This window comes from Amycolatopsis sp. NPDC049159 (assembly GCF_040648295.1).
GTDB classification, from domain to species: domain Bacteria; phylum Actinomycetota; class Actinomycetes; order Mycobacteriales; family Pseudonocardiaceae; genus Amycolatopsis; species Amycolatopsis pretoriensis_A.
Genome location: NZ_JBEZDL010000008.1, coordinates 244064 through 269894, shown reverse-complemented (window position 1 = coordinate 269894; position 25831 = coordinate 244064). Strand labels below are relative to the sequence as shown.

At 70.8% G+C, this 25831-nt stretch carries 23 protein-coding genes; 11 read left to right on the top strand and 12 right to left on the bottom strand.

All coding sequences use genetic code 11. The annotated features are described in order from the left end of the window. Positions 1-6 precede the first annotated feature (6 nt). The 6 genes from AB0B33_RS17660 to AB0B33_RS17635 form a co-directional block, all read right to left on the bottom strand. A complete protein-coding gene (locus AB0B33_RS17660) occupies positions 7-861 on the bottom strand; it encodes an NAD(P)H-binding protein (protein ID WP_360772578.1) in 855 nt (284 codons plus the stop codon). 10 nt (positions 862-871) lie between these two features. Continuing rightward, the gene (locus AB0B33_RS17655) at positions 872-2161 is read right to left on the bottom strand and encodes an MFS transporter (RefSeq protein WP_360772576.1); all 1290 of its coding nucleotides are present in this window, start codon (positions 2159-2161) and stop codon (positions 872-874) included. A 207-nt stretch (positions 2162-2368) separates the two neighbouring features. Continuing rightward, complete coding sequence (locus AB0B33_RS17650) at positions 2369-2863, bottom strand: GNAT family N-acetyltransferase (RefSeq protein ID WP_360772573.1); 495 nt, start codon at positions 2861-2863, stop codon at positions 2369-2371. 4 nt (positions 2864-2867) lie between these two features. Further along, entirely contained in the window at positions 2868-3395 is a 528-nt protein-coding gene (locus AB0B33_RS17645) for a GtrA family protein (protein WP_247014608.1), read from the bottom strand. A gap of 38 nt (positions 3396-3433) precedes the next feature. Next, positions 3434-3931 carry a GtrA family protein gene (locus tag AB0B33_RS17640; RefSeq protein ID WP_360772570.1) on the bottom strand — a complete coding sequence of 166 codons (498 nt, stop codon included), beginning with the start codon at positions 3929-3931 and terminating at the stop codon, positions 3434-3436. Positions 3932-3941: 10 nt separating this feature from the next. After that, positions 3942-6155 (bottom strand): sigma-70 family RNA polymerase sigma factor, encoded by a 2214-nt coding sequence (locus AB0B33_RS17635; protein ID WP_360772567.1) that lies wholly within the window; start codon positions 6153-6155, stop codon positions 3942-3944. A gap of 269 nt (positions 6156-6424) precedes the next feature. Between AB0B33_RS17635 and AB0B33_RS17630 the strand changes: the two genes are divergently transcribed. The 5 genes from AB0B33_RS17630 (at position 6425) to purE (ending at position 11682) form a co-directional block, all read left to right on the top strand. Beyond that, positions 6425-7273 carry a GGDEF domain-containing protein gene (locus tag AB0B33_RS17630; RefSeq protein ID WP_360772565.1) on the top strand — a complete coding sequence of 283 codons (849 nt, stop codon included), beginning with the start codon at positions 6425-6427 and terminating at the stop codon, positions 7271-7273. A gap of 71 nt (positions 7274-7344) precedes the next feature. Further along, positions 7345-8688 carry a glycosyltransferase 87 family protein gene (locus AB0B33_RS17625; protein WP_360772562.1) on the top strand — a complete coding sequence of 448 codons (1344 nt, stop codon included), beginning with the start codon at positions 7345-7347 and terminating at the stop codon, positions 8686-8688. Continuing rightward, positions 8663-9871: a glycosyltransferase 87 family protein gene (locus AB0B33_RS17620; protein WP_247014603.1), complete on the top strand. Its 1209-nt coding sequence runs from the start codon at positions 8663-8665 to the stop codon at positions 9869-9871. Before AB0B33_RS17625 ends, AB0B33_RS17620 begins: the two co-directional genes overlap by 26 nt. Before the next feature lie 114 nt (positions 9872-9985). Further along, a complete protein-coding gene (locus tag AB0B33_RS17615; RefSeq protein ID WP_360772558.1) occupies positions 9986-11170 on the top strand; it encodes a 5-(carboxyamino)imidazole ribonucleotide synthase in 1185 nt (394 codons plus the stop codon). A 14-nt stretch (positions 11171-11184) separates the two neighbouring features. Further along, positions 11185-11682 (top strand): 5-(carboxyamino)imidazole ribonucleotide mutase, encoded by a 498-nt coding sequence (purE, locus tag AB0B33_RS17610; protein ID WP_247014601.1) that lies wholly within the window; start codon positions 11185-11187, stop codon positions 11680-11682. Between the two features lie 8 nt (positions 11683-11690). On the opposite strand, the gene AB0B33_RS17605 is transcribed toward purE, so the two are convergent. Continuing rightward, complete coding sequence (locus tag AB0B33_RS17605) at positions 11691-14246, bottom strand: NACHT domain-containing protein (RefSeq protein WP_360772554.1); 2556 nt, start codon at positions 14244-14246, stop codon at positions 11691-11693. A 122-nt stretch (positions 14247-14368) separates the two neighbouring features. Further along, positions 14369-16036: an AMP-binding protein gene (locus AB0B33_RS17600; protein ID WP_360772551.1), complete on the bottom strand. Its 1668-nt coding sequence runs from the start codon at positions 16034-16036 to the stop codon at positions 14369-14371. Between the two features lie 114 nt (positions 16037-16150). Here AB0B33_RS17600 and AB0B33_RS17595 point away from each other — a divergent pair, with 114 nt between their 5' ends. The 3 genes from AB0B33_RS17595 (at position 16151) to AB0B33_RS17585 (ending at position 18923) form a co-directional block, all read left to right on the top strand. Further along, positions 16151-17308, top strand: a complete 1158-nt coding sequence (locus tag AB0B33_RS17595; protein WP_247014598.1) for an acyl-CoA dehydrogenase family protein — start codon at positions 16151-16153, stop codon at positions 17306-17308. A 179-nt stretch (positions 17309-17487) separates the two neighbouring features. Continuing rightward, the gene (locus AB0B33_RS17590; RefSeq protein ID WP_360772548.1) at positions 17488-18417 is read left to right on the top strand and encodes an alpha/beta fold hydrolase; all 930 of its coding nucleotides are present in this window, start codon (positions 17488-17490) and stop codon (positions 18415-18417) included. Between the two features lie 80 nt (positions 18418-18497). After that, positions 18498-18923 carry a hypothetical protein gene (locus AB0B33_RS17585; protein WP_360772545.1) on the top strand — a complete coding sequence of 142 codons (426 nt, stop codon included), beginning with the start codon at positions 18498-18500 and terminating at the stop codon, positions 18921-18923. Here AB0B33_RS17585 and AB0B33_RS17580 read toward each other — a convergent pair. After that, positions 18920-19312 (bottom strand): hypothetical protein, encoded by a 393-nt coding sequence (locus tag AB0B33_RS17580; RefSeq protein WP_360772542.1) that lies wholly within the window; start codon positions 19310-19312, stop codon positions 18920-18922. The genes AB0B33_RS17585 and AB0B33_RS17580 overlap by 4 nt on opposite strands. 80 nt (positions 19313-19392) lie before the next feature. On the opposite strand from AB0B33_RS17580, the gene AB0B33_RS17575 reads away from it, so the two are divergent. Next, entirely contained in the window at positions 19393-20208 is an 816-nt protein-coding gene (locus AB0B33_RS17575) for a DUF1206 domain-containing protein (protein ID WP_360772539.1), read from the top strand. On the opposite strand, the gene AB0B33_RS17570 is transcribed toward AB0B33_RS17575, so the two are convergent. Beyond that, positions 20205-22061, bottom strand: coding sequence for a translation factor GTPase family protein (locus tag AB0B33_RS17570; RefSeq protein WP_360772536.1), 1857 nt, complete (start codon positions 22059-22061; stop codon positions 20205-20207). The genes AB0B33_RS17575 and AB0B33_RS17570 overlap by 4 nt on opposite strands. 247 nt (positions 22062-22308) lie before the next feature. Between AB0B33_RS17570 and AB0B33_RS17565 the strand changes: the two genes are divergently transcribed. Then, on the top strand, positions 22309-22746 hold the full coding sequence (locus tag AB0B33_RS17565; protein ID WP_247014592.1) for a DoxX family protein: 438 nt from the start codon (positions 22309-22311) through the stop codon (positions 22744-22746). On the opposite strand, the gene AB0B33_RS17560 is transcribed toward AB0B33_RS17565, so the two are convergent. Further along, positions 22743-23453, bottom strand: coding sequence for a TIGR03089 family protein (locus AB0B33_RS17560; protein WP_360772533.1), 711 nt, complete (start codon positions 23451-23453; stop codon positions 22743-22745). The two genes, AB0B33_RS17565 and AB0B33_RS17560, sit on opposite strands and share 4 nt — an antisense overlap. Before the next feature lie 108 nt (positions 23454-23561). Here AB0B33_RS17560 and AB0B33_RS17555 point away from each other — a divergent pair, with 108 nt between their 5' ends. Continuing rightward, positions 23562-24398 carry an NAD(P)H-binding protein gene (locus AB0B33_RS17555; RefSeq protein ID WP_360772530.1) on the top strand — a complete coding sequence of 279 codons (837 nt, stop codon included), beginning with the start codon at positions 23562-23564 and terminating at the stop codon, positions 24396-24398. A 146-nt stretch (positions 24399-24544) separates the two neighbouring features. Here the strand turns inward: AB0B33_RS17555 and AB0B33_RS17550 are convergent, their stop codons facing one another. After that, entirely contained in the window at positions 24545-25807 is a 1263-nt protein-coding gene (locus AB0B33_RS17550; RefSeq protein WP_360772528.1) for an LCP family protein, read from the bottom strand. Positions 25808-25831 lie beyond the last annotated feature (24 nt).

Sequence of the window (25831 nt, the reverse complement as noted above, 5' to 3'; positions counted from 1 at the left end):
CCGCCGTCACCCCCTGTAAGGGTAGGGGAATGCGGCCGCGTTCTCACGTGCCCATTTCGCGAAGTTCAGCGGCGGCCTGCCGAGCACGCGTTCCACGGTGTCGAAAACGACGTGTTCGCGCCCGGCGGACGCCTCCTTGAGCGCGAAGAAACCGTCGACGGCTTCGGCGGGCCAGCCGTACTCGCGCATCATCCGCGCACGAGCCGCGCTACGCGGTTCTTCGACGTATTCGATCGGGCGACCGACAGCTTCGGAAAGGAGCGCGACCTGCTCCCGGGTGGTGAGGGCTTCGCCGCCGGTGAGTTCGTAGGTCGCGCCTTCGTGGTCCGACGTCGTGAGGGCGAGGGTCGCGACCGCGGCGATGTCCCGGACGTGCACCAGCGCGGAAGCCGGATCGCCTTCGGGTACGTACACGGCGTTCTCCTCGCGGATGGAGCCGCGCCAGGCGAACCGGTTGTCCATGAAGGCGCCGGGCCGCAGGATCGTCCAGGACGGCCCGGCTTCCCGGATCGCTTGCTCGGCTTCGGCGTGGGCGCGCGTGATCGGGTCCGGCTGTCCGAAGTGGACACCGGTGGTGGACAGCTTGACGAGGTGGGTGGCCCCGGCCTCGGCGGCCGCCCGGGCGACCGCCGCTTCCCGGTCGGCGCTGTGCCCCTGGGTCAGCACGAACACGCGGTCCGAACCGTCGAGCAGCGCGGGCAGGTCCGCGGTGTCCAGGTCGCCCTGGACGACTTCGGCGCGCGGGTCGATCCGGGCCTTCGCCGGGTCGCGGGTCAGGGCGCGGACGGCGGCGCCGGCGTCGAGGAGGGCGGGGACGAGGGCGCGGCCGACCTTGCCGGTGGCGCCGAGTACGAAGATCATCGTGGTTCTCCTAGCGGTGGAGCGGGACGTGGGGGAGCGCGAACGCCGTGACGAGGGCGAGCGCGAGGACGGGCAGCAGGGCGAGGAAAACGCCGTGCGCGCCCGCGGTGTAGGCGAAGCCGAGCGCGACCGGCCCGAGCGCGGAGCCGAGCGAGCGGGCGAGGTTGATCGCGGCGGCGACCGCGCCGCGATCGCCCGGTGGCGCCGTGTTCTGCGTGGCCAGCGCCAGCACCTGGAGGTTGAGGCCGGCCGCGAGGCCGAAGACGACCAGACAGGCCAAGATTTCCGCGAGCCCGTGCAACGTCGTGAGGCCGAGCACCGCGAGCAGGCCGAGCGCCATGCTGAGCCGCGGCGCCCACCGGTAGGCGCCGGTGCGGGCGATGACCTTGCTCGCGACGACGGAGGAAAGCGCGACGGCGATGGTCATCGGGACCAGCCGCAGCCCGCCTTCCCCGGGGCCGGCGTCGGCCTGCAGGTAACCGGCGATGTAGTTGACCGAGCCGAGGAACGAGAACCCGGCGAGCACACTGAGCAGCACGGACACGGTGAAGGTCCGGTCGCGGAAGAGCCTGAGCGGGAGCACGGGCGCTTCGGCCCGGCGTTCGACCACCACGAACGCGAGGGCCGCGACCGTCCCGAGCCCGGCCGACCACGGCGTGAGCAGGGTGAACCCGGTGATCGCGACGCCGAGGAGGACGACGCCCGCGAAGTCGAACGGCGCGTCTTTCCGCCGTCGCGGTAGGTCGAGGGTCGTGAGGAAGGCGACGGCGAGCAGCCCGAGCGGCAGGTTGACGAGGAAGATCGACCGCCACCCGGCGAGCCCGGTCAGGAAACCGCCCGCGACCGGTCCGGCGAGGGAGGCGACGGCGAAGCAGACCGAGAACCACCCGAAGTACTTCGCGCCTTCGCGGGGCGAGAAGAGCTCGCCGAGCGAAGCGCCGACGGAGACGAAGAGGCCGCCGGAACCGGCACCCTGCAGCACCCGCCCGGCGATGAGCCACGCGGCCGACGGCGCCAGGCTGCAGGCGAGCGAGCCGAGCAGGAAGAGGGCGAGCGCGCCCAGGAGCACGCGTTTGCGGCCGTGGACGTCGCCGAGCTTCCCGTACAGGGGAGCGGTGACGCTGCCGGCGAGCAGGTAGGCGGTGGTGACCCAGGCGTAGGCGCCGGTCCCGCCGAATTCGGCGGAGATCCGGGGAAGCGCGGTGGCGACGGCCTGGGCGTCGAGCATCGCGAGGAAAACGGACAGGAACAGGCCCACGAGAGCCGTTTTTCGGGCGCGCTGAGGCGCGATGGTGTTCAAGACAAAGTCCTTGTTTCGTCAGAAGGGACGAGAGGTGCGGACGCGCGAAAAAACGCGTCCCGTCGAGTCGGGAAAAGGCTCCATCGTCACCCGCTGGGCGGGTGCGACCTCTTCGCGCTCGGAAACCACCTCGAATCGTCCCGCTCGCCCGGCCGAACCCGGGCGGCGTCCTCACGGAGGAACACTGACGAGGATGACTTTAGACAACTACATGTCGGAAGACAAGGAGTTTTCGATCCAGTACCGGCGGACCCGGTGATCCGGCGACGCTTCGAGTACCCCGCCGTTGCGCTCGATGGTTCTCGCCGAGGCGACGTTGTCCGCCGCGCAGACCAGCAGGACGCGGGACATGCCCAGGGTGCGCGCTTCGCCCAGGATCCGGCCCAGCGCCCAGCTCGCCAGCCCGCGTCCCCGCGCGGACGGCCGGATGCCGTAGCCGACGTGGCCGAACTGCCGGACGAACTCACCGAAGCCGTGCCGCAGGGCGATCCCGCCGAGCACCCGCTCGCCTTCGACGATCCAGCGGTAGGTGCAGGCCTCGGTGTTCAGCCGCGCCAGCCAGGCCGCGAAGCCCGCGGCGGTGCCGACCCGGTCCGCCGCCTGGAGGCCGAAGCCGTCCTCGTGCGCACCCGGGCCCCACTCGGCGTGCGCGTCCCGCCAGGCGGCGTGCCACCGGACGTCGGGCGGGATCAGCTCGGGCAAGCGCTCAGCGCAGCCGCGTCACCGTGTCGCTGTCCCGGCGCCGCTCGCCCAGCTCGTCCGGGAACACCCACTTCTTGAAGCCCCAGAACCGGAAGAACATCGCGAGCAGCATGCCGATGATCGACCCGCTCGCGAAGTCCGCGACCTCCTGCACCAGCCGCGTCACGTGCGGCATCTCCAGGTGGAGCACGTACCTCGACACGTACAGCGGGATCAGGTTCACCACGACCGCGATGCCGCTGATCACGAAGAACAGCGCCGCTTCGTGGTGGCGTTCGCGGCCGCCGCGGGTGCGGAAGGACCACTCGCGGTTGAGGATGTACGACACGATCGTCGCCACGATGATCGCGATCGCCTTCGCCGTGGTCGGTTTCGGCTCCAGCACCGTCAGCTTGAGGACGTACCAGACCCCGTTGTCGACCAGGAACGTCGTGCCGCCCACGATTGCGAACTTCAGCAGCTCCCGGTGCTTGATCAGCACCGAACGCAGTGGTTCCGGCGTGCGCTTGAGCACGGTTTCCACAACGGTCACACCACGCAGTCTAGGAGCACACCGCGGTGACCTGTGGTTCAGGCGGCTTTCCGGTCCTGAATGTCCGGATCCTCCAGGACCGCCGCGACCCGCCCGGACTCGTCCGGGAACACCCACTTCTTGAACGCCCACCAGCGGAACGCCGTCCCCAGCAGCGTCCCGATGACGATGCCGCTGACGAAGTCGGCCACCTCGACGCCGAACGGCGACAGCCGCGGCGCCTGCAGGTCCAGCACGTACCGCGAGAACCACTGCGGCAGCGCGTTCAGGCCCAGCGCGATGCCGCTGAACAGGAAGAACAACGCCGCTTCGTGCGCCCGCTCGCGGCCGCCGCGGGTGCGGAACGACCATTCGCGGTTGGCGACGTAGGAAAAGATCGTCGCGACCAGGACGCCCAGGATCAGCGCCGTCACCGGGTGGGTCCGCAGCACGGTGAACTTCAAGCCGTAGTTGACGGACATCGTGATCACGAAGCTGATCCCGCCGACAACGGCGAAGCGGAGGAGCTCGCGATGCTTTTTCAGCAGCTCGCGCACCGCGCGGACGCTACCCCGTGAGCCAGCCGAAAGCCTTTTCGGGGGTGACGGTCGGCTGCTTCGGGCCCGGGTTCGTGCCCGGCCGCGGCGGCGCGCTGGACGTGGTCGTCGACGCCGGGGGCTCGGCCGACGGCTCGGTCTCGGTCGTCGTCGGCGGGGTCGGGGAAGGCTTCGACGGCTTCGGCTTCGACGGCTTCGTCGGGGTGGTCGACGACGACGGCGGTGTGGTCGTCGGCAGCGGGTCCTCGCCGCACCAGTGGTGCCAGCAGCCGAAGTCGACCGTCACCGGCCGCGCGGACGCCTTGCCGAGCTGCGCCGTGATCGTCACGCGCCCGTCGTCGGGGCGGCCCTTCAGCCGCACCCACAGGTTGACGTGCTGCCCGGGCGCCAGCGCGCTCTTCGTCGTGCAGGTCGCGCCGTCGCCGGACGGCTCGCAGGGGAAGCCGCGCAGGCTCCACCACTGCCAGAGCGGGTGGTCGAAGGTGACCGTGACCGGCTTGGTCGTCTCGCCGGTGTTGCGGACGCGCACGTAGACCAGCGGGTTGCGGGTCCACGGGAACGCCGACAGCCCGTCGCCCTGCGCTTCCAGGACCACGGCGTCCGGCGGCTGCTTCACGGTGACCTCGACGCTCACCCGGACGTTGACCTGCACGCCCGCGGTGACCGTCCCGGTGACCGTGCCGCCCTCGGCGTCGTCGTCGGCCCGCAGGCGGAAGTTCAGGGTGGCGCTCTGACCGGGCTGCAGGCCGCTGCCGGTCTTGCAGACGACCGTGCCGTCACCGCCCGGGCAGTTCACCGAGATCGGCGCGCTGCTGCCCTGCGCGAACGCCATCGGCGCGCCGCCGCCCGCCGCGTCGACGGCGTGCACGCCCGGCGGCAGCTTCAGCGCGACGGCCACCGGCTCGGACACGCTGCCGCCGTCGTTGCGGACGGTGATCGGCAGGTTCGTCGCGGAGCCGGGGCTCAGCTCGACGCCGTCCGGCGGGGTCGTCGCCGACATCGACGGCGGGGCCGGCGCGGGCGGCGCCGGGGGTGCCGGCGGCGCGGGTGCGGGCGGCTGGACGGGCGGCTGCGCGGGTTCCACCGGAGGCGCCTCGGGCGGGGCCGGGGGCTGCGGCGGCTGCGGTGCGGGCGGCTGAACCGGCTGGGGCTGGGGCTTCGGCGCGGGCGGCTGGACGGGCTGGACGACCGAGGGCGGCACGGCGGCCGCGACCGGGATCTCCTGGGCCCCGCCGCCGGCGGTGAGCGCGACGACGACGGCCGCGACGACCGCCGCGCCCGAGGCGGCCACCCCGGCGAACTGGCGGGGTCCGGCCGCGGCAGCGCCCGCGGCCGCACCGGCCTTGCCCCCGGCGGCCGCACCCGCGGCGGCAGCCGCACCGGCTGCCGCCGCCGTGGCCGCGCTCGCCTTCGCGGCGCCGATGGTGGCGAGGTAGCCGAGGGCCGCGCCGCCCAGGACGATCGGGGCGATGATCGCGCGCAACCCGCCGTTGACGTCGGCGAGCTCGGCGGCCAGCGCCCGGCAGTTCTCGCACTCGTCGAGGTGGTTCTCGACCTGGTTGCGTTCGCGCTTGGACAGCCCGTTGCGCGTCCAGGCACCCAGCCGGTCGGCGCAGGCGCGGCAGCGTTCCTCGGCGTTCTCCTGCAGGTGGACCTGGAGGTAGGCCTGCCGGAGGCCTTCGCGGGCGCGGTAGGCGAGCGCGGAGACGCCGTTCGCGGTCAGCCCGAGCAGCGGCGCGACCTCGGCCGGGCTCTGCTGCTCGATCTCGGTGTGCCAGAGCACCGCCTGCCAGCGTTCGGGCAGCCGGGCGAACGCCTTCGCGGCCATCGTCCGTTCGAGGCCCGCGACGGCGGTGTCGGAGAACGGGACGGTCAGCGCCTCGGCGGCGGCCCCGCCGACGTCGGACATGTCCTCGTTGAGGTCGACCCGGCGTTCCTTGCGCGTGCGGTCGTACGCCGTGTGACGGAGCGCGGTCAGCAGGTACGCCCGGAAGGCGGTGTCCGGGCCCTTGCCGCCACGCAGCGTGTCCAGCACCTTGGCGAACGCCTCGGACACGAGGTCGTCCGCTTCGGAGCTCGAGCGGGCCAGCTGACGGGCCAGGTTGTGGGCCGCGCCGGTGTGCCGTTCGTAGAGGGCGCCGTAGGAGGCGATCTTCCCCGAGCGGACCTCGGCGATCAGCTCGGCGTCACTCTTTCCGCTGAGATCGGCGGGAACGGTGGACACGGCACTCCTCGGTCGGCTAGGGCCAGGACCTGCCATTACAGGCCGGTCCGGGGCGCGAGACAAGTGTGACTGACCCACCCCGGGCCGTCACGCGGTGGTCGGGGTGTTGACTCCGACGGCGCAGCAAAATCACCCACCCCCGGGTCTCGGCGTGGAAAAGCTTCTTAACAAAACTCGCCAGTACGCGTCACGGGGTCCGGCGAGGCACGTCCTCACCGTGAAGCACCGATCAAGATCCACACGCACCGGACGAAAGGGATGGGGGGCCAGTGGACGTTCCGGCTACGCGCTCCGGCCCCGATGACGTCCCGCCCCAGGCCCAGTCCGAGCGCGATCGCTCCCTGCGCGCGTTGCGCGCCCGCTGGCGCACGGCGAGCCTGGCCGCGGGCTGGCGGTTCCCCAGCGACTGGGCCCTGCCCGAGGTCGACGCCGTCTGCGCTGCCGTGATGGCCAAGGGGCGCGTCGAAGCCGCCGAAACCGCGCTGGCCGGGCTGGCCAGGGCGCGGGCGGCGGCCGGCGCGGGGCTCGCGGAAACCCTCGCCGACCTCGCCGCGCTGCACGCCGTCCTCGACCACGTCGGCGACGGCTTCGTCTCGCCGGACGTCGACGCCACGCCGTCGCGGCTGCTCCGGACCACCGCGCTGGCCTGGGCCGACGTCGCCACCGACCAGCTCGTGCACACCGAGGTCACCGACCCGCTGACCGGCCTGCCCTCGGCCGCGTACCTGCGCACCCGGCTCTACGAGGTCTACCAAGCGGCCGCCGCGCGTGAGCGGCCCGCGGCCGAGGAGCACGTGCTCCTGGTCGTCTCGCTGGACCTCAGCACCGTCGCCGGGTTCCCGCGGCTGACCGGGATGATCCTGGTCGCGGACGCGCTGCGGGCGGTGTTCGACAGCGGGCAGAGCGTCGCTTCGCTCGGGCCGTCCGTCGTCGCCGCGCTGGTCCCCAAGGACGACCGGGTCGGCTCGCACGGCGTGGCGCTGCGGCGGGCGCTGAACGAGCGCCTGTCGGTGGACGCGCAGCTGGCCGACGCGGGGCAACCGCGCGTGTCCGCGGTGCGGCTGCCCGCCACCCACGAGCTCGCCTGCGACCTGCTGGCGCAGCTCGCGCGAGCGTAGAACGCCCGAAAAGTCCGCTTCCGCCCGGACCTCGCTGACCTGGACCGGGCCGGTCATGATTTCCTGGTGCGGTGACCAGGACCGTACCCACCGACGTCGACGGCGAAGTCGCGGCCAGCTCCCACCACCGGCTGGCCCTGCGGAAGTCACTCGCCCGCCTGTCCGTCCGCCCTCGGTCGATCCTGATCCTGTCGGTGATCCCGCTGGTCGCGATCGGGTACGGCATCTACGGCTGGCAGCACGACTGGGTGCTCGGCGTGGACAGCGCGGTGTACCGGGCGGGCGCTTTGACGCTGCTGCACGGCGACTCGCTCTACGACGCGAACACCCTGCCCAACGAACCGTGGTGGGCGCTGCTGCCGTTCACCTACCCGCCGACGGCGGCGCTGATCTTCGTCCCGCTCGCGGCCTTCCCGACGCAGATTTCGTGGGGGCTGATCACCGCCGTCTCGCTGGGCGCGATGGCGCTGTCGATCCGGATCGCGATCGGCGCCCTGCCCCGCCCGTCCGCCGACGGGCCGCGCTGGTGGGCCTCGCCGGCCCGCTCGACCATCGTGTTCTTCCTGGTCTTCCTCGGGCTCGAGCCGGTGTGGCGGACGATCTTCCTCGGCCAGATCAACCTGATCCTGATGGCCATGATCCTGCTCGACATGCTGGTCATCGGCGCCCGCGGCAGCCGGTGGGGCGGCGTGCTCGTCGGGGTCGCGGCGGCGATCAAGCTCACGCCGCTGGTGTTCCTCGGGCACCTGTTCGTCACCGGCCGCCGGATGGACGCGATCCGCGGCTTCGCGACGTTCCTGCTGCTGCAGGGCCTGATGTTCCTGATCAATTCGCACGACGCGGCCAAGTACTGGACCGTGACGCTGCCCGACACCGGCCGGATCGGGCCGGTGCACTGGGCGGGCAACCAGTCGCTGAACGCGCTGATGAACCGGGCCACCGACCTCGCGCCGTGGGCGTCGAAGGCCGCGATGGGCATCGGCTTCCTGCTCGCGATCCCGGCGCTGTGGCTGCTCATGCGGTTCCACCGCAAGGGGCAGGCGCTGGCCGCGCTGCTCGTCACGGCCTTCTGGACGCTGCTGATCTCGCCGATCTCGTGGACCCACCACTGGGTGTGGGTCATCCCGCTGATCGTGCTGCTGGTCTCGCGGCTGCCGAAGACCACCCCGAAGACGGCGTGGAAGCGCTGGGTCGGGACGTTCCTCGCGGCGTTCGTGTTCGTCAGCTGCGTGCTGCTGATCCTGCCGAACGGGCGCAACGTCGAACTGCACTGGACGGTCTGGCAGAACATCCTCGGGGACGCCTACATCCTGATGCCGGTGGTGCTGGCCGTGGCGCTCATCCTGCGCTGGGGCCTGCAGCGGCGGGCGCGGAAGAAGGCGGCCGCGCGTGTCGACGTCGAAGCCGGCGTCTGAGGCGCGCACCGGCCGGGTGCTCGCGGGGGTCCTCGCGCTCGCTGTCCTGGCGCTGGGGGTCGTCGGCTGGCTGGCCGGGTGGCACCTGGGCGCGGACAGCGCCGTGTACCGCGCGGGTGCGCTGACGCTGCTGCACGGCGACCCGCTCTACACGCGGGACGTGCTGACCGCGCTGCCTGACTGGGTGCGGCTGCCGTTCACCTACACGCCCGCCGCGGCGCCGCTGTTCCTGCCGCTCGCCCTCGTGCCGTCGGGCCTGGTCTGGGGCGTGATCGCGGTTTTGTCGGTGGTCGGTCTTATGGTCGTGATCACGGTGGTTTCGTCGTCGCCGGGGCACGCACCGCTTCTGGGAAGAAGCCGGTGGGCGCTGCCGGCGGGAACGGCCATCGCGCTGGCGCTGGAACCGGTGTGGAAGACGCTGTTCCTGGGCCAGATCAACTTGATACTGATGGCGTTCGTGGTGCTGGACGTCCTGGTGCTCTCGGTGCGCGGGTCGCGCTGGGCGGGCGTGCTGATCGGCGTGGCGGCGGCGATCAAGCTGACCCCGCTGATCTTCGTGCCGCACCTGTTCTTCACGGGCCGGTGGAAGGACGGGCTACGGGCGGTGGGCACGTTCGTGGCGCTCGAGGCGGTGATGTTCGCGGTCATCCCGGTCGACGCGGCGCGGTTCTGGCGGGATTCGGCGACCGACCCGAGCCGGGTCGGGTCGGTGCACTGGATCTTCAACCAGTCGCTCAACGGGCTGGTGAACCGGGCTTCGGCGCTGGCCCCGTGGTCGCTGGCGGTCGCGGTCGGCGTGGCGGCGGTGCTGGCCGTGCCCGCGGTGTGGCTGGTGGTGCGGCTGCACCGGCGTGGCGAGGACGCGGCCGCGTTGCTCGTGACGGCGTTCTACGGGCTGCTGCTGTCGCCGGTGTCGTGGTCGCACCACTGGGTCTGGTGCGTGCCGTTGCTCACGCTGCTCGTGGTGAAGGCCCGCTGGTGGGCCGCGGCGGCGGTCGCGGTGCTGTTCGCCTCGCAGATCGTGATGCTGGTGCCCAACGGCGGCGACCGGGAGTTCGGCTGGGGCCTGGGCTGGTCACTCCTCGGCAACGTCTACGTGCTCGCGGCGGCGGCGGGGATCCTCGGGCTGGCGGTGCGTGAGCTACGCCTGGTCCGGCGGTCGGCCGGCCTGGTGACCGTTTGACAATCCGGCCGAAAGCAGGCGGACACTCACCGGAGCTGGCAGCTCACCGCACTTGTTCCGGCGTGGCTGCCGGTCGGATTGTCAAAAAATCGGCGCAGTAGGCTGATCGGCGCTATGGACAAACACACCGGTCTGCCCGTCGTGGGCATGGTGGGCGGCGGGCAGCTGGCCCGGATGACCCACCAGGCGGCGATCTCCCTCGGCCAGTCCCTGCGCGTGCTCGCCGCGGGGGAGAACGAAGCCGCGGGTCTCGTCGCGGGCGACGTCTCGCTGGGCCACCACACCGACCTCGAGGCGCTGCGGAAGTTCGCGGCCTCGGTCGACGTGCTCACCTTCGACCACGAGCACGTGCCGGGCGAGCACCTGCTGACGCTGGCGATGGAGGGCTACGTCATCCGGCCGGCGCCGACGGCGCTGGGCTTCGCGCAGAACAAGCTGGTGATGCGCGAGATGATGGCGGGCCTCGGCGTGCCGGGCCCGGCCTTCGCCGAGGTGTCCACAGTGGACGACGTCGTGGCCTTCGGCGACGACCACGGCTGGCCGGTGGTGCTCAAGGCGTCGACCGGCGGGTACGACGGCCGCGGCGTCTGGATGCTGGACACCGCGCAGCACGCCCGCGAGACCGTGCCGGAGCTGCTCGAAGCGGGCACGGCGCTGCTGGTCGAGGAGAAGGTGGCGATGCGGCGGGAGCTGTCCGCGCTCGTCGCCCGCTCGCCCTTCGGCCAGGGCGCGGCGTACCCGGTGGTCGAGACCGTCCAGGAGGGCGGCATCAACACCGAGGTGCTGGCCCCGGCGCCGGGGCTCGACGACTCGCGGGTGCACGAGGCCCAGGACCTGGCGCTGCGGATCGCCGCGACGCTGGACGTCACCGGCCTGCTCGCGGTCGAGCTGTTCGAGACCGACACCGGGCTGCTGGTGAACGAGCTGGCGATGCGCCCGCACAACTCGGGCCACTGGACGATGGACGGCTCGCGCACGTCGCAGTTCGAGCAGCACCTGCGCGCGGTCCTGGACTACCCGCTGGGCCGCACGGACCTGGTCGCGCCGGCGTGCGTGATGGCGAACGTGCTGGGTGCCGCGGTGCTGCCCGAGATGGGTCCGGACGAGCGGCTGCACCACCTGTTCGCGCGGTACCCGGAGGTCCGCGTGCACCTGTACGGCAAGCAGGAGCGCCCGGGGCGCAAGCTCGGGCACGTCAACTTCACCGGCGAGCGCATGGAAGACCTGCGCAACCGCGCGCTGCTGTCGGCGCACTGGCTGTCCCACGCCGTCTGGCTCGACGGCTACGAGATCCACTGACGGGAGTGACGGGTATGGCGCCGCAGGTGGGCGTGATCATGGGCAGCGACTCGGACTGGCCGACCCTGGAGGCGGCCGGCGCGGCGCTGGACGAGTTCGGCGTCGAGTACGAGGTCGGCGTCTACTCGGCGCACCGGACCCCGCAGCGCATGCTGGACTACGCGACGTCGGCGGTGGCCCGCGGCATCCGCGTGATCATCGCGGGCGCCGGCGGCGCGGCCCACCTCCCGGGCATGGTCGCCTCGGCAACGGTCCTCCCGGTGATCGGCGTCCCGGTCCCGCTGAAGTACCTGGACGGCCTGGACTCCCTCCTGTCGATCGTCCAGATGCCGGCAGGCGTCCCGGTGGCCACGGTCTCGGTGGGCGGCGCCCGCAACGCAGGCCTCCTGGCCGTCCGCATCCTGGCGGCGTCCGACGAAGCCCTGCGCTCGAAGATGGCGAAGTTCCAGCAGGACCTGGAGAAGCTGGTCCTGGACAAGGACGCGGCCCTGCGGACCAAGACCGGTCACTGAGGCCGCGGCTAGCGCAAGTTCTCCTCGAAGAAGGGGAGCAGCGTTTCGTCGATTTGGGCGTTCTCGCTCAGCCGCGCTACGACCGGGCGGCCGCTCTGCGTGGTGCCGATGAGCTTGCCGCCGGTGCCGTTCTTGATCTGGACGTGCCCGATGGAGATCAGGAACTGCACGAACTTCTTGGCCAGCTTGACGTTGCGCTCGGAGGCGCCGCGCTGCTCCAGGCCGAGGCGCTGGTGCCAGGCGCCGTCCAGCAGGACGCGGCAGATCTTCTCGCAGATGTCGAAGTTCTGGTCCAGGCAGAACATGAAGTACGGGTTGACGGGATCGGTGATCGCACCTCGCCGCTTCAGGTAGCCCCGTAGCCTGGTCGCGTCGAGCACGTGCAGGTCCTTGCCGACCTTTAACAGCGCCGTCGAGTCCTTCGTGAGGTTGGTGAAGTTCGCTCCGGTGCACACCAGCCCGGTGATCTCGGTGTCCAGCATCAGGAGGTTGGAGAAGTCCGCGCCGGTCACGTCGGCATTCGTCAGCACGCATGCGTCGATCGCGGAGTCCGAGAAGTTCGAACCGGTCAGGTCCGTGCGGGAGAAGTCGGTGTCGGTCATGATGCTGCTCGACGCGTTCAGCCCGCGCAGGGTGACGTTGTCTTCCGAACTGAAGTTGATGCCGCTGAGCGTGCAGTTCGAGAGGTCGAGGCTGTCGCCGACGAGGTCGGTCAGGCTCTCGGGGACGCTGCGGTTCTTGCGCTCGTTGTGCCGCTTCGCGCCCCAAAGCAGGATGAGCATCTGGTCGATGCCCTTGTGCATCTTCCGCGACGGCCAGAGGGCGGACAGCTGCGTGTAGGCCTCTTGCAGCTTGTCCTGCGGCATCGAGTTGACGAAGGTGATCATGGTGTCCGTCACCGGGACGGACCGCGGCTCCGGCCGACCGTCGACGAGACAGTCGATGAGGTAGCCGGCCAGCAGGTACTCACGCAGGGAGTTGTGGGAAAACTGCCACTGCGCGGTGACCTTGTCGGTGCTCCTAGTGAGGGTGGTGGAGGACCGGAGGTCGTCGAAGAGGGAGTCTTCCGCGTCGGTGACGCCTTCGACCCGCTTCTTGGTCATCTTCGATTCGAAGACCGTCCTGATGACCTCGCGGAAACTGGACTCGTTGACGCTCTTCTGCTGGCTCGTGGACGTGTACAGGGCGAGCTTCTGGAGGAAGAGCAGCCGTTCCGTCGGGAACAGGGTCGACGTCCGGGCCCAGTCGCGGAGCATGAGCTTGTGGACGATCAGGTTGTAGATGTCCCACTCGGACATCTTCTGCTCGGGGTCTCCGGCGTCGTCTTTCTTCAGTTCTTCGACGACGTCGAGGAGGTAGGTGATGATCACCGGCTTGCCCGACAGCGAGACGTTCCGGTCCTCTTCGTTGCGGAAGACCTTCGACAGCAACCCGGTGACGACGCTCGCGCCTTCGGGGTCGTCCTTCAGACGCCGGCGCACCAGCTCGATGGTCTGCTCGTACGTCAGGTCGCGCAGGCTGCGTTCCACGCGGTTGAGGACGAACCGCTCCAGCAGCGAATCGACCTCGCGTTCCTGCTCGACGACGGCGCGGTCCAGGACGTTGATCTGGCGGTGCGAGCCCAGCTTCTGGTACAGGACTTCGAACACCCGCAGCTCTTCGGCTTCGGTGAAGTAGTTGGGGCGACTCGTCAAAATCCCCTTCGCCCCGTTGCTGGCCAGGTCGGCGAGCGCCTCCAGGCAGGCGCGCCGCTCGCGCACGTTCAGGTACTGGGCCATTTCGTCGTAGCCGTCCAGCAGCAGGACGACGCGGCCGTTGGAGATCATGCTCTCGACGAAGGAGACCGGGAGGTGGGCCAGCTCGTTCCGGTCGAGGAAGTGGTGCAGCAGCCCGCGGGAGTCGAACTGCTTGGCGAAGTCACGCAGTTCGATCCGGAACGGCAGGCGCGGGCTGTCGCCCTTCTGGTACAGCTCCGCCCACCGCTTCTGCAGCACCTCGGTCAGCGCGGTCTTGCCGGTGCCGTACTCGCCGACGATGATCAGCCAGGACCGGTCCTTGTCCTCGTCGTGCAGCCAGTCGGTGAGGTGTTTCGTCGCCCACTGGTTGCCGTACTTGTCGTCGAAGTTCGGCTCTTCGTAGACCTCGTCCAGCGCCTGCAGGGTCTTCGCCTGACGCGAATCGCCGAGGATGTAGGACAGGTACGGTTGGACTCGTTCGAAGTTCGCGAACAGTTCGTTGTAGGTGAAGGTGAGGATCCCCTCGGCGCCGGCGCTTTCCTTGACGCCCGCCGCGAACCCCGCCGGGGAAATTATCATTCGTTGCGCGCCCAGTTGGGTGCGGAAACGCGTCAACTTCGCGAGTAGCTCTTCGTATTTCGCGCCGTCCACGTGCTGGATGGTGGCCTCGATGTAGACGTTCTGCTCGCTGAAGCCGGAGAGCTGGGTCGCGACGAGATCGACCGCGGCCCCGTCGAACTCGACGGGGCCGGCGACGTCGTAGCCGTTGGTCTCGAACAGCCAGCGCACTGCTTCGGGCAGAGTGATCGCCGTGAACGTCTGCTCCATGCAATTCCCCCGGCCGCCGTCGTTCTCGCCATGATAGGCAGTTCGCCCCGGCTTCGGAAGCGCTTCGCGGTCCGCCCGGGTTTTGTTACACCGCCCGCGGTCTGATGCGGATTCGATATTGGTCAGTTACCTGACAGCTGCTCCCGCAGTTCGCGCTTCAGCACCTTCCCCGCCGCGGACACCGGGATCTGCTCGACCACGTGCACCTCCCGCAACCGCTTGTACGGCAGCACCTTCTCGTTGACCGCGGCCATCAGCTCGTCCGCGTCCAACGGCCCGTTCGGCACCACGAACGCGACCGGCAGTTCGCCGACCTCGTCGTCCGGGCGGCCGACCACCGCGGCCGCCGCCACGCCGGGCATCGTCACCAGGAGCTCCTCCAGCTCGCGCGGGAAGACGTTGTATCCCTTGTACAGCAGCATGTCCTTCTTGCGGTCCACGATGGACAGGTAGCCGTCGGCGTCGAGGATGCCGATGTCGCCCGTGTGGAGCCAGCCGTCGACCAGTGCGTCCGCCGTTTCCTCCGGGCGGTTGCGGTAGCCCTGCATGATCTGCGGGCCGCGGAGGCAGACCTCGCCCTTTTCGCCCGCCGGGAGGGGGTCTTCGCCGCCTTCGGCCGGGACGATCTTGACCTGCGTGTCGAAGATCGGGACGCCCACCGAGCCGACCTTGCGGGTGCCCGACTGGTACGTCGGGGAGATCACCGCGCCCATCGTCGCTTCGGTGAGGCCGTAGCCCTCGCTGACGACGACGCCCGGGAAGCGCTCGCGCAGTGCGTTGATCATCGCGTGGTTCATCGGCGCCGCGCCCGAGCCGATCGAGCGGACCGACGACAGGTCGGCCGTGTGGAACGACGGCGTCGCGAGCAGCGCGGCGAACAGCGCCGGGGCGCCGCCGATGCCCGTGATGCGCAGGCGTTCGGCGTCGGCGACGTAGGCCGCCGGGTCGAAGCGGGTGTGCAGCACGATCTTGGTGCCCGCGATGACCGCCGCGTTCAGGCCGCCGATGATGCCCATCGCGTGGAACCACGGCGTCAGGTTGATCGCGACGCCGGTGCCCAGGCGCGTCACCCACTCTTCCTCGCTGCCGATCTGGTCGAGGGTGATGTCGCCCCGCTCGTCGAGCGCCGGCACCGAGCCGGAGCCCCAGCAGGCGTGCTGGAGGGTGTTGACCACGACGTTGCGGTGCGTCAGCCGCACGCCCTTCGACCGGCCGGTGGTACCGCCGGTGTAGGCGAGGTGGGCGAGGTCTTCGTGGACGTCGGTGTCCACGTCGGGCCGCGTCTCCGGCTGCCCGGCCTGGAACGCTTCGAACTCGACGGCGCCCTCGGCCAGGTCGCCGGCCGGGGCGACGACGACCGTGAGGCGCGCCGGGATCCGGTCGGCCACGGCGGCCAGCGCGCCCGCGACCGGGCCGAACGTCACCACGGCCGCGGCCTCGCAGTCGGCGAGCTGGAACGCGAGGTCAGCCGGGGGGAGCAGCGGGTTCGCCGGGCTGAAGGTGGCCCCGGCCAGCAGCGTGCCGTAGTAGGCGACCGGGAAGGCGAGGCAGTTCGGCAGGTGCAGCGCCACGACGTCGCCGCGGCCGATGCCGCGGTCCCGCAGCGCGTGCGCGAACCGGCAGGCCGCGCGGTAGGTCTCGGTGAAGGTCAGGCTTCGGCCGTCGTGCTCGAAGGCGGTCCGGTCGCCCCAGCGGGCGGCGCCCGCGGCGAGGATCGAACCGACGGGGACTTCGGGGTAGTCGAGGGAGGCGGGCAAACCGGGCGGCGTCGTCGGCGCGGTGAGCGGCATCACTCGACCATACGAATTCTGCGGTCAACGACACAAGGACGAGGGCGCCACCTGCTGTGAACGAGCGCTAACATCGACAGAACTCTTCCGACGTTGCAGAGAAGGTGACCCGAAGTGACCGACGGCCTGTACCAGCTTGCCGAGGAGCACGAGGAGCTGCGGGCCGCGGTCCGGGCTCTGGCCGAGAAGGAGATCGCGCCCTACGCGGCCGAGGTCGACGAGAACGAGCGCTACCCGATCGAGGCGTACAACGCGCTGGTCAAGTCGGGCTTCAACGCCGTCCACATCGGCGAGGAGTACGACGGCCAGGGCGCGGACGCCGTCGGCGCCTGCATCGTGATCGAAGAGGTCGCCCGGGTCGACGCGTCGGCGTCGCTGATCCCGGCCGTGAACAAGCTCGGCACGCAGCCGATCATCCTGTCCGGCTCGGAGAGCGTGAAGAAGCTGGTGCTGCCCTCGATCGCGTCGGGCGAGGCTTCGGCGTCGTACGCGCTTTCGGAGCGCGAAGCGGGCTCGGACACCGCGTCGATGCGCACGCGCGCCCGGCTCGACGGCGACCACTGGGTGCTCAACGGCACCAAGTGCTGGATCACCAACGCGGGCGAGTCGTCCTGGTACACGGTGATGGCCGTGACCGACCCGGACGCGGAGAAGAAGGCCAACGGCATCTCGGCGTTCGTCGTGCACAAGGACGACCCGGGCTTCTCGGTGGGCCCCAAGGAGAAGAAGCTCGGCATCAAGGGCTCCCCGACGCGCGAGATCTACTTCGAGAACTGCACGATCCCCGAGGACCGCATCATCGGCGAGCCGGGCACCGGCCTGAAGACGGCCCTGCGCACCCTCGACCACACCCGCCCGACGATCGGCGCCCAGGCACTGGGCATCGCCCAGGGCGCCCTCGACGCGGCCGTGGCGTACGTGAAGGACCGCCGCCAGTTCGGCAAGGCGATCGCGGAGTTCCAGGGCGTCCAGTTCATGCTGGCCGACATGGGCACCAAGATCGAAGCGGCCCGCCACCTGGTCTACGCCTCGGCAGCGGCCTCGGAGCGCGGCGACAAGCGCGCGGGCTTCATGGCCTCGGCGGCGAAGATGTACGCGTCGGACATCGCGATGGAGGTGACGACGGACGCGGTCCAGCTGTTCGGCGGCGCCGGCTACACCCGCGACTTCCCGGTGGAGCGCATGATGCGCGACGCGAAGATCACGCAGATCTACGAAGGCACGAACCAGATCCAGAAGGTCGTGATGGCCCGGGCCCTGCTCAAGGGCTGACCCCCGCGCGAACGACGCCCCCGGCACCCCACTGGTGCCGGGGGCGTTTTGCGTAGTGGCTCCTACCAGCCCGAACGCCGAAAGAAAATCACTCACCAGGGGGAGTGTCCGGACAAGTTACTCGCGCGTTAAACCTGCGGTGACGCGGATCACCATCGGTTCACAGAGAGGTGAAGCGGATGGGCGCAACGACGCGCAGGTGGCTCACGGCGGCCGCTGCCACGGTGGCGGTGCTGGTGCTGGGGGCGGGGACCGGCCGGGCTGCCGAACGGGAACCCACCGGGCCCGTGCAGCCGAACATCCTCACGGCCGCGGTCTACTCGCTGGGGGCGCCCACCATCGCACCGCCCGGGGCGAACGACTGGAACTGCAAGCCCTCCGCGCAGCACCCCAATCCCGTGCTGCTCTCCAACGGGACCACCGCCAACGCCTACGAAAACTGGGCCAACCTCTCGCAGAAGCTCGCCAACGCCGGGTACTGCGTCTTCGCCGGGAACTTCGGCGGGGCGCCCGGGGCCTTCCTGCAGACCGTCGGGCCCGTCGCCGACACCACGAAAGCGCTTGCGGCCTTCGGCGACAAGGTCCTCCGAGCCACCGGTGCGAAGAAGCTCGACGTCGTCGGGCACTCGCAGGGCGGGATGAACGTCCGGTACTGGATCAAGTACCTCGGCGGCGCGGACAAGATCAGCCGGCTGGTCGGGCTGTCGCCGTCCAACCACGGGACCGACCTCTTCGGGCTGCTCAGCACGCTCGAGCTGATCCCCGGGGTGCCCGCCGCGCTCGGGACCGTCTGCCAGGCGTGCAACGAACAGGCCGTCGGGTCGGACTTCCTCGCCGACCTGAACGCCGGGGGCGAGACCGTCGACGGTATCCAGTACACCGTCATCCAGACCCGGTACGACGACGTCGTCACGCCGTACACGAGCGCGTTCCTGCCCGCGAAACCGAACGTCAAGAACATCCTGCTGCAGAACGTCTGCGGGCTCGACTTCACCGACCACCTCGGCATCACCTACGACCCCGTCGCCCAGGGACTGGTGCTCAACGCGCTCGACCCCGCGCACGCCAAGACGCCGCCCTGCGTGCCGGTGCCACCCGTGATCAGCTGAGTGATCAGCTGAGTTTCGCCACATGAGACATAACCCACCGCCGGGGCGGATTTCCGCTCCGGCGGTGTCACCCTCGAAGCATGTACTGGCCGGTTCCGGCGTCCTGGACGCCCCACGACGAAGCCGAGCTGGTCGCCGGCTGGCGGCTGTGGCTCGAGCTGTCCGACCGTGCCTGGCCGACGGCCGCCTGGGACGGGACGCCGGCCGGGGCCGTTCGTCAGCTGCGGGAGCTGCTCGCCGCGTGCGACGAGATCGAAACCGCTTACCGCGCGGACGCCGATGAGCCGTCGGACGGCTTCCTCCGGTTGACGCAGGGGCTCGCCGTCACCGCCGGTTCGGTGATCTCGCTCTGGTTCGACGACGTCGACCAGCTCGACGGGGAACGCGCCGCCCTGCTGCACGACGACCTCGCCCGGTTCGCCGAACAGGCCGAGCAGGTCCTGACGCTGCTCGCCGTCAACGGCGGCTGGACGGGGCTCGACGAGGTCCGGCGCCGCCCCGCTTAGGCGAGCGTCGGGTCGGCGCCGCCGCCGGGGACGAAGAGGAACTGCGTGCCGCCGAGCATTTCGTCGATCGGGCGGTCCAGCTCCAGCTTCGGCTCGTCGGTCAGCGAACAGCCCAGCGTGAGCTGCGTGTCGACGTGCTCGCGGCGTTCGACGCGGTGGCGCGTCCGTTCGCCGTCGAGCGACCAGGTGCCGTCCAGGACCATGCCGAGCCGGAGCGCGAGGCGGCTCGCGGCGCCGTCCCAGGTGAAGCGGTGGACGACGAACTCCGTGCTCCAGCTCGACCAGTACTGCCAGCCCGTCCCGTCGGCGCGGAAGCCGAGTTCGGTGTACTCGGTCGAGCCGGGGTGCACTTCCGACTCCGACCAGTAGCCGATCAGTCGCGCGTCCATACCGGGATCCTCCCATCGCCGCACGGAATTCCGCCGCATAGCCCAGCGCAAGCCGGTCCGGACTGGGTACCCCAGAAGTCATGAACCGGACAGAGGCCACCGCCGACAGAGGCGAGAAGAGCGACACCGCGCAACTGCTCGGGCGCATCGGCATGGCGTGCTACGGCGTCGTGCACCTCGTCATCGCCTACCTCGCCTTGCAGGTCGCCTTCGGCGACAGCGAGCAGGCCGACCAGAAGGGTGCACTGCAGCAGATCGGTTCCACGGCGTTCGGCCAGATCCTGCTCTGGATCGTCGCCGTCGGCCTGATCCTGTTCGGCCTGTGGCAGTTCCTGATGGCCGCCACCGGCTACGAATGGGTCAGCGGCGGCAAGCGGACGCGCAAGCGGATCGGGGCCGCGGCGCGCGGCGTCGTCGTGATCGCGCTCGGCTTCACCGCCATCCGCATCGCCACCGGCAGCGGGGGCGGCGGCTCGAGCAACCAGAGCCAGCAGGAGTTCACCGCCAAGCTGCTCCAGCTGCCGGCTGGGCCGGCGCTGGTGGTCATCGCCGCGGCCTGCGTGCTGGGTGTCGCGATCGCCGCCGGCGTGAAGGGCGCCAAGAAGAAGTTCCTCGAAGACCTGAACACGAACGAGCTGCCCGGGAAGACCAAGCGCTGGATCGGCGGGGTCGGCACCACGGGCTACCTCGCCAAGGGCGTCGTCCTGGCGATCGTCGCGATCCTCCTCGCCATCGCCGGGTTCAACGCCGACCCGGGCAAGGCCGGCGGGCTGGACGCCGCGCTCAAGACGCTCGTCGCCCAGCCCTTCGGCCCGGTGCTGCTGGTCGTGGTGGCCCTCGGCTTGGCCGCGTTCGGCGCGTACTGCTTCGGCGCGGCCTGGGCCCACAAGCGCTAACGCCGGGCCACCTGCGCCAGGTATTCCTTGCGGTCCAAGGGGTTGTCGCCGGTCCGGGGACGGACCGGCGGCGGCCCCGGGTACGGCCGGTACTCGTGGAACTCGGCGAGGAAGACGCCTTCGCCCTGGCTGAGCGCCGGCAGCGCCTGCTCGAACTCGTGGACGTGCGCCGCCGGGATGGTGCCCCGCAGCGTGCAGGAACCGGGCCCGGTGACGGGTTCGCCGGGGAGCGCGCGCAGCTCGGCCAGCTTGAGCAGCACCGCGCTGACGGCGGTCACCGGCACTTCCAGCTCGAAGCGGTGCACCGGCTCGTGCACCCGGGTGCCGGCCTCCTTCAGCGCCGCCATCAGCACCAGCGGCGTCATCTTCCGGAAGTCGCCCGCGGCGCTGAGCGGGCTGAAGAACGCCGTGTGCGTCAGCGTGACGGCGACGTCCAGCACCTCCCAGCCGTAGAGCCCCTGTTCGAGCGTGTGGTGGACGGTCTCCTCGATCGCCTTGTGGAACGCCAGGGGCAGCGACCCCAGCTCCACCGACAGGCCGAACGTGACGCCGGGACCGGGCTCGACCCGCAGCCCGACCGTCGCGAAGAAGTACAGGCGCTGCTCCGGATCCAGCTCTTCGAGGGCCTCGCCGCGGGCGACCGGCTTCTCGACGTACAGCGTCCGCGTCCGCTCGAAGGTGACGTCGATGCCGGCGCCGTCCGCCAGCATCGAGCGCAGCACCTCCTTCTGCACTTCGCCGTAGAGCCGCACCGAAACGTCGTGGCCGTACCGGCGGACATCGATCAGCGGGTCCTCTTCGGACAGCCGGGTCAGCGCCGTGAACAGGGCCGCGGCCTGCTCGGGCCGGACCGGCCGGACGACGGTCTCCAGGCTCGGCGGCGCGAACACGCCGTCACTCGCGGTGCCCGGGGTGCCGAGCCGGTCGCCGATCCGGACCTCGCGCAGCCCGCGCACCCGGGCGACGTCCCCGGCGAGCGCCACGTCGTCGCCGGCGACTTCGACCGCGGAGACCCGGCCGGTGAGCTCGGTTCCGCCGCGGTAGAAAGAAATTCGCTGCCGCGCGGCCAGGGAACCCGAGTGCAGCCGGGCGTAGGCGATCTTCTCCCCGGCCCGGCCGCGGTCGATCTTGAACACGGTCGCGGCGAGCGGCCCGTCGCCGGTGCGCTCGGTCGTGGGGAGCAGTTCGGCCATCGCCGTCACCAGGTCCGCGACGCCGTCACCGGTGATCGCCGAGCCGGCCAGCACCGGGTGCAGCGTGGCCGCGCCGACTTGCCGGGCCAGCTCGGCGCGGCAGGCGGCGGCGTCGGCCCGGTCGTCCACATAGGACTCCAGGAACGTGTCGTCGCCGTCGGCCAGCAGTTCGCCCAGCTCGTCGGGGGAGCTGGCGGCGTTCAGCGCGAACGCCCGCGGCGCCAGCTTCGCGCGGATGTCGGCGAGCTGGTCGCGCGCGCCCATCCGGTCGGCCTTGTTGACGAAGACGAGCGTCGGGATGGCCAGGCGGCGCAGCGTGCGCATCAGCACGCGGGTCTGGGCCTGGACGCCCTCGACGGCCGACACCACCAGGACGGCGCCGTCGAGCACCCGCAGGGCCCGCTCGACCTCGGCGATGAAATCGGAGTGGCCCGGGGTGTCGATCAGCGTGATCCGGGTGCCGCCGGTCACGAAGGAGGCCACCGCCGAGCGGATGGTGATGCCGCGGCGGCGTTCGAGCTCCAGGGTGTCGGTCTGGGTGTCGCCGCGGTCGACGCTGCCGAGGTGGTCGATGACGCCCGCTTCGAAGAGCAGGCGCTCGGTCAGGCTGGTCTTACCGGCGTCGACGTGGGCCAGGATGCCGATGTTCAGGGTTTTCACGGTCGTGGGAAATCCTTTGTGATGCGGGTGACAGGCCGGGCGGATCGGTCTGTCGGCGCATCGGGGTCTCCTCACGTTCGTTGGCGCAGGTCAGGGCGAAGATAGCGCTCGCGGCGGCCGCCGCCAATCACTTTTCCGGTCCCTGTCGGTTCCCTGTCGATCACCCTCCGATGCTTCGGTCGGGGGTTCCGGGGCCCTAACTTGGGGCGGGTCAGTTGAAAATTCACCCACCGGGGAGCTGAAACCGATGTTCGGACGATTCAAGGACGTGGCCCTGTTGCTGGGGAGGATCGGCGTCGCGGTCGTCTTCCTCGCGCACGGGCTCCAGAAGTGGAACAACGGCATCGACGGCACGGCGAAGTTCTTCTCGATGACGGGCATCCCGATGCCCACGGCCGCCGCGGTCTTCGCGATGACCGTCGAAATCCTCGGCTCGATCGCGTTCATCGCCGGGTTCCTGCTGCCGCTGGTCGGCATCGGCTACGTCGTGATCTCGGTCGGCGCGCTGCTGTCGGTGCACATCGACAACGGCCTGACCGGGCAGGGCGGCTACGAGCTCGTCCTGGTGCTGGCGCTGGCCGGGCTCGCCCTCGGCTTCAACGGCGGGCGGCTTTCCCTGGACCACCTGCTGTGGGGCCGCAAGCGCGCCCGCCGCGCCGAAGCCGGGGAACTGCAGAACGCTTAAGCGGGGAGGTCCGCCGTGGTGCGCTCCGCATCACGGCGGGCACCCAGTTTCGCCGGGTCCGCGTTGCTGATGTGCACCAGGTGCGCGCCGGCGGCGAGGGGGACGAGCAGGCCGTCGAGGATGCCCTCCGGTCCGTCCCAGTCTCTTGTGGACAGCACGCGGTCGTCCCCGGACAGGCCCAGTTTCGCCGCGCGGGCGCGGGCTTCGGCCAGTGCTTCGTCCACAGTGGAGCCTTCGAGCGCCGCCGTGTCGCCCGGGATCGGGAAGAGCGGGCGGTACTGGTCGCCCGCCAGCCGGGACTCCGTCAGGTAGTCGAACGCGCCGCCGCCGGGCGGTTCCGAGAGGCCGCGGCCCATCGGGTCGAGCGTGACGACGGCGGTCGCGGTCGCGCCGGTCGGTTCCGGGTCGTCCGGCCCGACGAACGCCACCCGCGCGCCGGCGCCCTCGGCCACCACGCGCGCCCCGCACCACCACGCCCCGAGCAGCACGCCCACGGTCTGCCAGTGCGCCGGGAGCTGCACGGCCACCGCGTCGCCCGGTTCGACGTCGAACTCCTCGGTCAGCCAGTTGGCCGTCTTCGCCGCCCAGTTGGCGGTGGTCGCCACGGACAGTTCGACGCGGCTGCCGAGCTGGTCGTCGTAGTGGGTGATCAACGGTCGGGCGGGCGAGGCCAGCAGCGGGCGCAGCAGCTCGTCGGTCAGGCTCATGGGGACAAGGCTAAAGCGCGGACCAGGGGCCTCGCCGGTTGACACCTGATCGCCGAGCTGAGTAGCTTTGCTTTGCAAGCAAATATAGTTCGGAACTGGGGAACAACCATGACCATTCTCGTCACCGGAGCCCGGGGGAACGTCGGGCGAGCGGTGCTGGACGAGCTCGTCGCCGCAGGTCAGGACGTGCGCGCGGCGAGCCGGGACGCGACCGCGCTCGAGGTGCCGGACGGCGTCACGAAGGTGAGCGCGGACCTCGAAGACCCCTCGACGCTGGACGCCGCGGTGGCGGGCGTGTCGGCGGTCTTCCTGTACACGCGGCCGCAGGGGATCGAGGGGTTCGTGAAGGCGGCGCACGCGGCCGGCGTCGAGCACGTCGTGCTGCTGTCGTCGGCGGCGACGCTCGAACCGGAGTCCGCACAGAGCCGGATCGCGCAGCTGCACCACGCCGTCGAGCAGGCGCTGGCGGCGGCGCCGTTCGCCTCGACGGTGCTCAACCCGGGCGCGTTCGCGACGAACACCCTGGGCTGGCGCGCGGACATCGCGGAGGGCGTCGTCCGCACGGCGTACCCGGACTCGCGCATCGGCGCCATCCACGAGCGTGACATCGCGGCGGTCGCGGCCCGGATCCTGATCGACGGTTCGCGCGTCGGGGAAGCGCTCGCGTTGACGGGCCCGGAGCCGATCTCTTTCCGCGAGCAGGCGGCGACCCTCGCGGACGTCCTGGGACGGCCGCTGCCGGTCGAGGAGCTGACGGCGGAGGAGGCGGCCGGCCGGATGACCGCGCTGGGCTGGCCGCCCGAGGTCCCGCCGGAGATCCTGCGCGCGTGGGCGCGCACGGTGCGGGAGCCGTCACCGGTGACGGACGTGGTGCGCGAGGTGACGGGCCGCGCACCGCGAACGTTCCGGCAGTGGGCAGAGGACCACCGCGCCGACTTCACCTGACCGGCGGACGTCGGTTCCGTGTGAGGTGACGGCACTTTCGTAGGGAAAGTGACGTGAAGTCCGTGTGAGGTGACGGCACTTTCGTAGGGAAAGTGGCGTTAAATCCGTGTGAGGTGAGCGCACTTTCATGTGAAAGTGCGCTCGGGTCAGTTGACGCAGGGGACGCTGGGGGAGGGTTGGAGTAGCGGTGCCGCGGTGGGGGCGGTGCCGCTGCCCGAGCCGCCGCCTGATGGGGTCGGGGCCGCCGTTCGGCCCGCCAAGCCCGCCACGTACTCGCGGACCGCCTTCGGGTCGATCTCCACGATGCTCTGCCCGTCTTCGCTCCGCCCGTTCGCCGTGATCACCGGGATCGTCGCGAACGCCAGGTCGCCCGACGCGATCCCCTTCGCCTGCTGCGCGAACTGCAGCAGGTCGAGTCCCGGGTCGATCGTCAGCGCGCGGTGGACCGCGTCCATCAGGCCGTTCAGCGTGCCCGGGCTCGTGAGCGTCCCCGCCGACAGCACCTGGTGCAGGGCCGAGGACAGGAACGCCTGCTGGCGCACGATCCGGTCGAGGTCGCCGCGCGGGAGGTTCTTGCGCTGGCGGACGAACGACAGCGCCTCGCCGCCGGACACCGTCTGCTCGCCGCGGCGGAAGTTCGCGCCCGAGTCCTTGTCCTCGGTCGCGTGGTTCAGGCAGACCTTCACGCCGCCGAGCGCCTCGGTCAGCAGGTAGAAACCCAGCAGGTTGACCTCGGCGTAGTGGTCGATCCTTACCTGCGTCAGGTCCTGCACCGCCTGCACGAGGACGCGGCGGCCCTCGGTGTCCGAATCGCGCTCGATCTTCGCCTGGTCGCGCTCGCCCTGGCCGCGCAGCTCCTGCGCGAAGTGTGCCTTCGCGATGCCGTACGCCGAGTTGATCTTCGCCTTGCCGCGGCCCGGGACGTCGGTCCACGTGTCACGCGGGATCGAGACCGCCGACGGCTTGCCGCCGTTCTTCGGCACCCGCAGGACGATCACCGTGTCCGTGTTCACCGCGCCGTTGTTGGCTTCCGTGCGCAGCTGGCGCAGGAGCCGCGCCGGGAGCGGGTTGCCCTGGGCGTCCGTGCGCGCGTCGCTGCCCACCAGGAGGATGTCGTCGGCGCCGTCGTCCGCCGGGGGCGGCGCCGGCTCGCCCGCGCGCGGGGTCAGCGCGTCGGTCGTCGGGACCGTGCTCTGCAGCTGGTCCTTCGTCACGTACGCGTAGCCGCTGGCACCGAGCGCGAGCAGCGACACCAGGCCGAGCGCGACCCGGCGGGTCACCCGGCCGGCCCGTCGCGCGCGCGACGGCACCGGAGCCGGCGCCGTCCGCGGAAACGGCGACGGCTTCCACTCGTCGCTCTGCGTCACCGGCTCGGCGGCCGCGTCCGGCTTTTCCTGCTCGTCATCCACCCTGGCCTACCTCCCCCGACCACC

What these genes read in the sequence shown, in the direction of transcription:
- AB0B33_RS17600 (WP_360772551.1), bottom strand. Translation starts at nt 16,036, where the DNA reads ATGCCGCTCACCGCGCCGACGACGCCGCCCGGTTTGCCCGCCTCCCTC.
- AB0B33_RS17580 (WP_360772542.1), bottom strand. Translation starts at nt 19,312, where the DNA reads ATGGACGCGCGACTGATCGGCTACTGGTCGGAGTCGGAAGTGCACCCC.
- AB0B33_RS17660 (WP_360772578.1), bottom strand. Translation starts at nt 861, where the DNA reads ATGATCTTCGTACTCGGCGCCACCGGCAAGGTCGGCCGCGCCCTCGTC.
- AB0B33_RS17575 (WP_360772539.1), top strand. Translation starts at nt 19,393, where the DNA reads ATGAACCGGACAGAGGCCACCGCCGACAGAGGCGAGAAGAGCGACACC.
- AB0B33_RS17605 (WP_360772554.1), bottom strand. Translation starts at nt 14,246, where the DNA reads ATGGAGCAGACGTTCACGGCGATCACTCTGCCCGAAGCAGTGCGCTGG.
- AB0B33_RS17565 (WP_247014592.1), top strand. Translation starts at nt 22,309, where the DNA reads ATGTTCGGACGATTCAAGGACGTGGCCCTGTTGCTGGGGAGGATCGGC.
- AB0B33_RS17555 (WP_360772530.1), top strand. Translation starts at nt 23,562, where the DNA reads ATGACCATTCTCGTCACCGGAGCCCGGGGGAACGTCGGGCGAGCGGTG.
- AB0B33_RS17585 (WP_360772545.1), top strand. Translation starts at nt 18,498, where the DNA reads ATGTACTGGCCGGTTCCGGCGTCCTGGACGCCCCACGACGAAGCCGAG.
- purE (WP_247014601.1), top strand. Translation starts at nt 11,185, where the DNA reads ATGGCGCCGCAGGTGGGCGTGATCATGGGCAGCGACTCGGACTGGCCG.
- AB0B33_RS17590 (WP_360772548.1), top strand. Translation starts at nt 17,488, where the DNA reads ATGGGCGCAACGACGCGCAGGTGGCTCACGGCGGCCGCTGCCACGGTG.
- AB0B33_RS17615 (WP_360772558.1), top strand. Translation starts at nt 9,986, where the DNA reads ATGGACAAACACACCGGTCTGCCCGTCGTGGGCATGGTGGGCGGCGGG.
- AB0B33_RS17560 (WP_360772533.1), bottom strand. Translation starts at nt 23,453, where the DNA reads ATGAGCCTGACCGACGAGCTGCTGCGCCCGCTGCTGGCCTCGCCCGCC.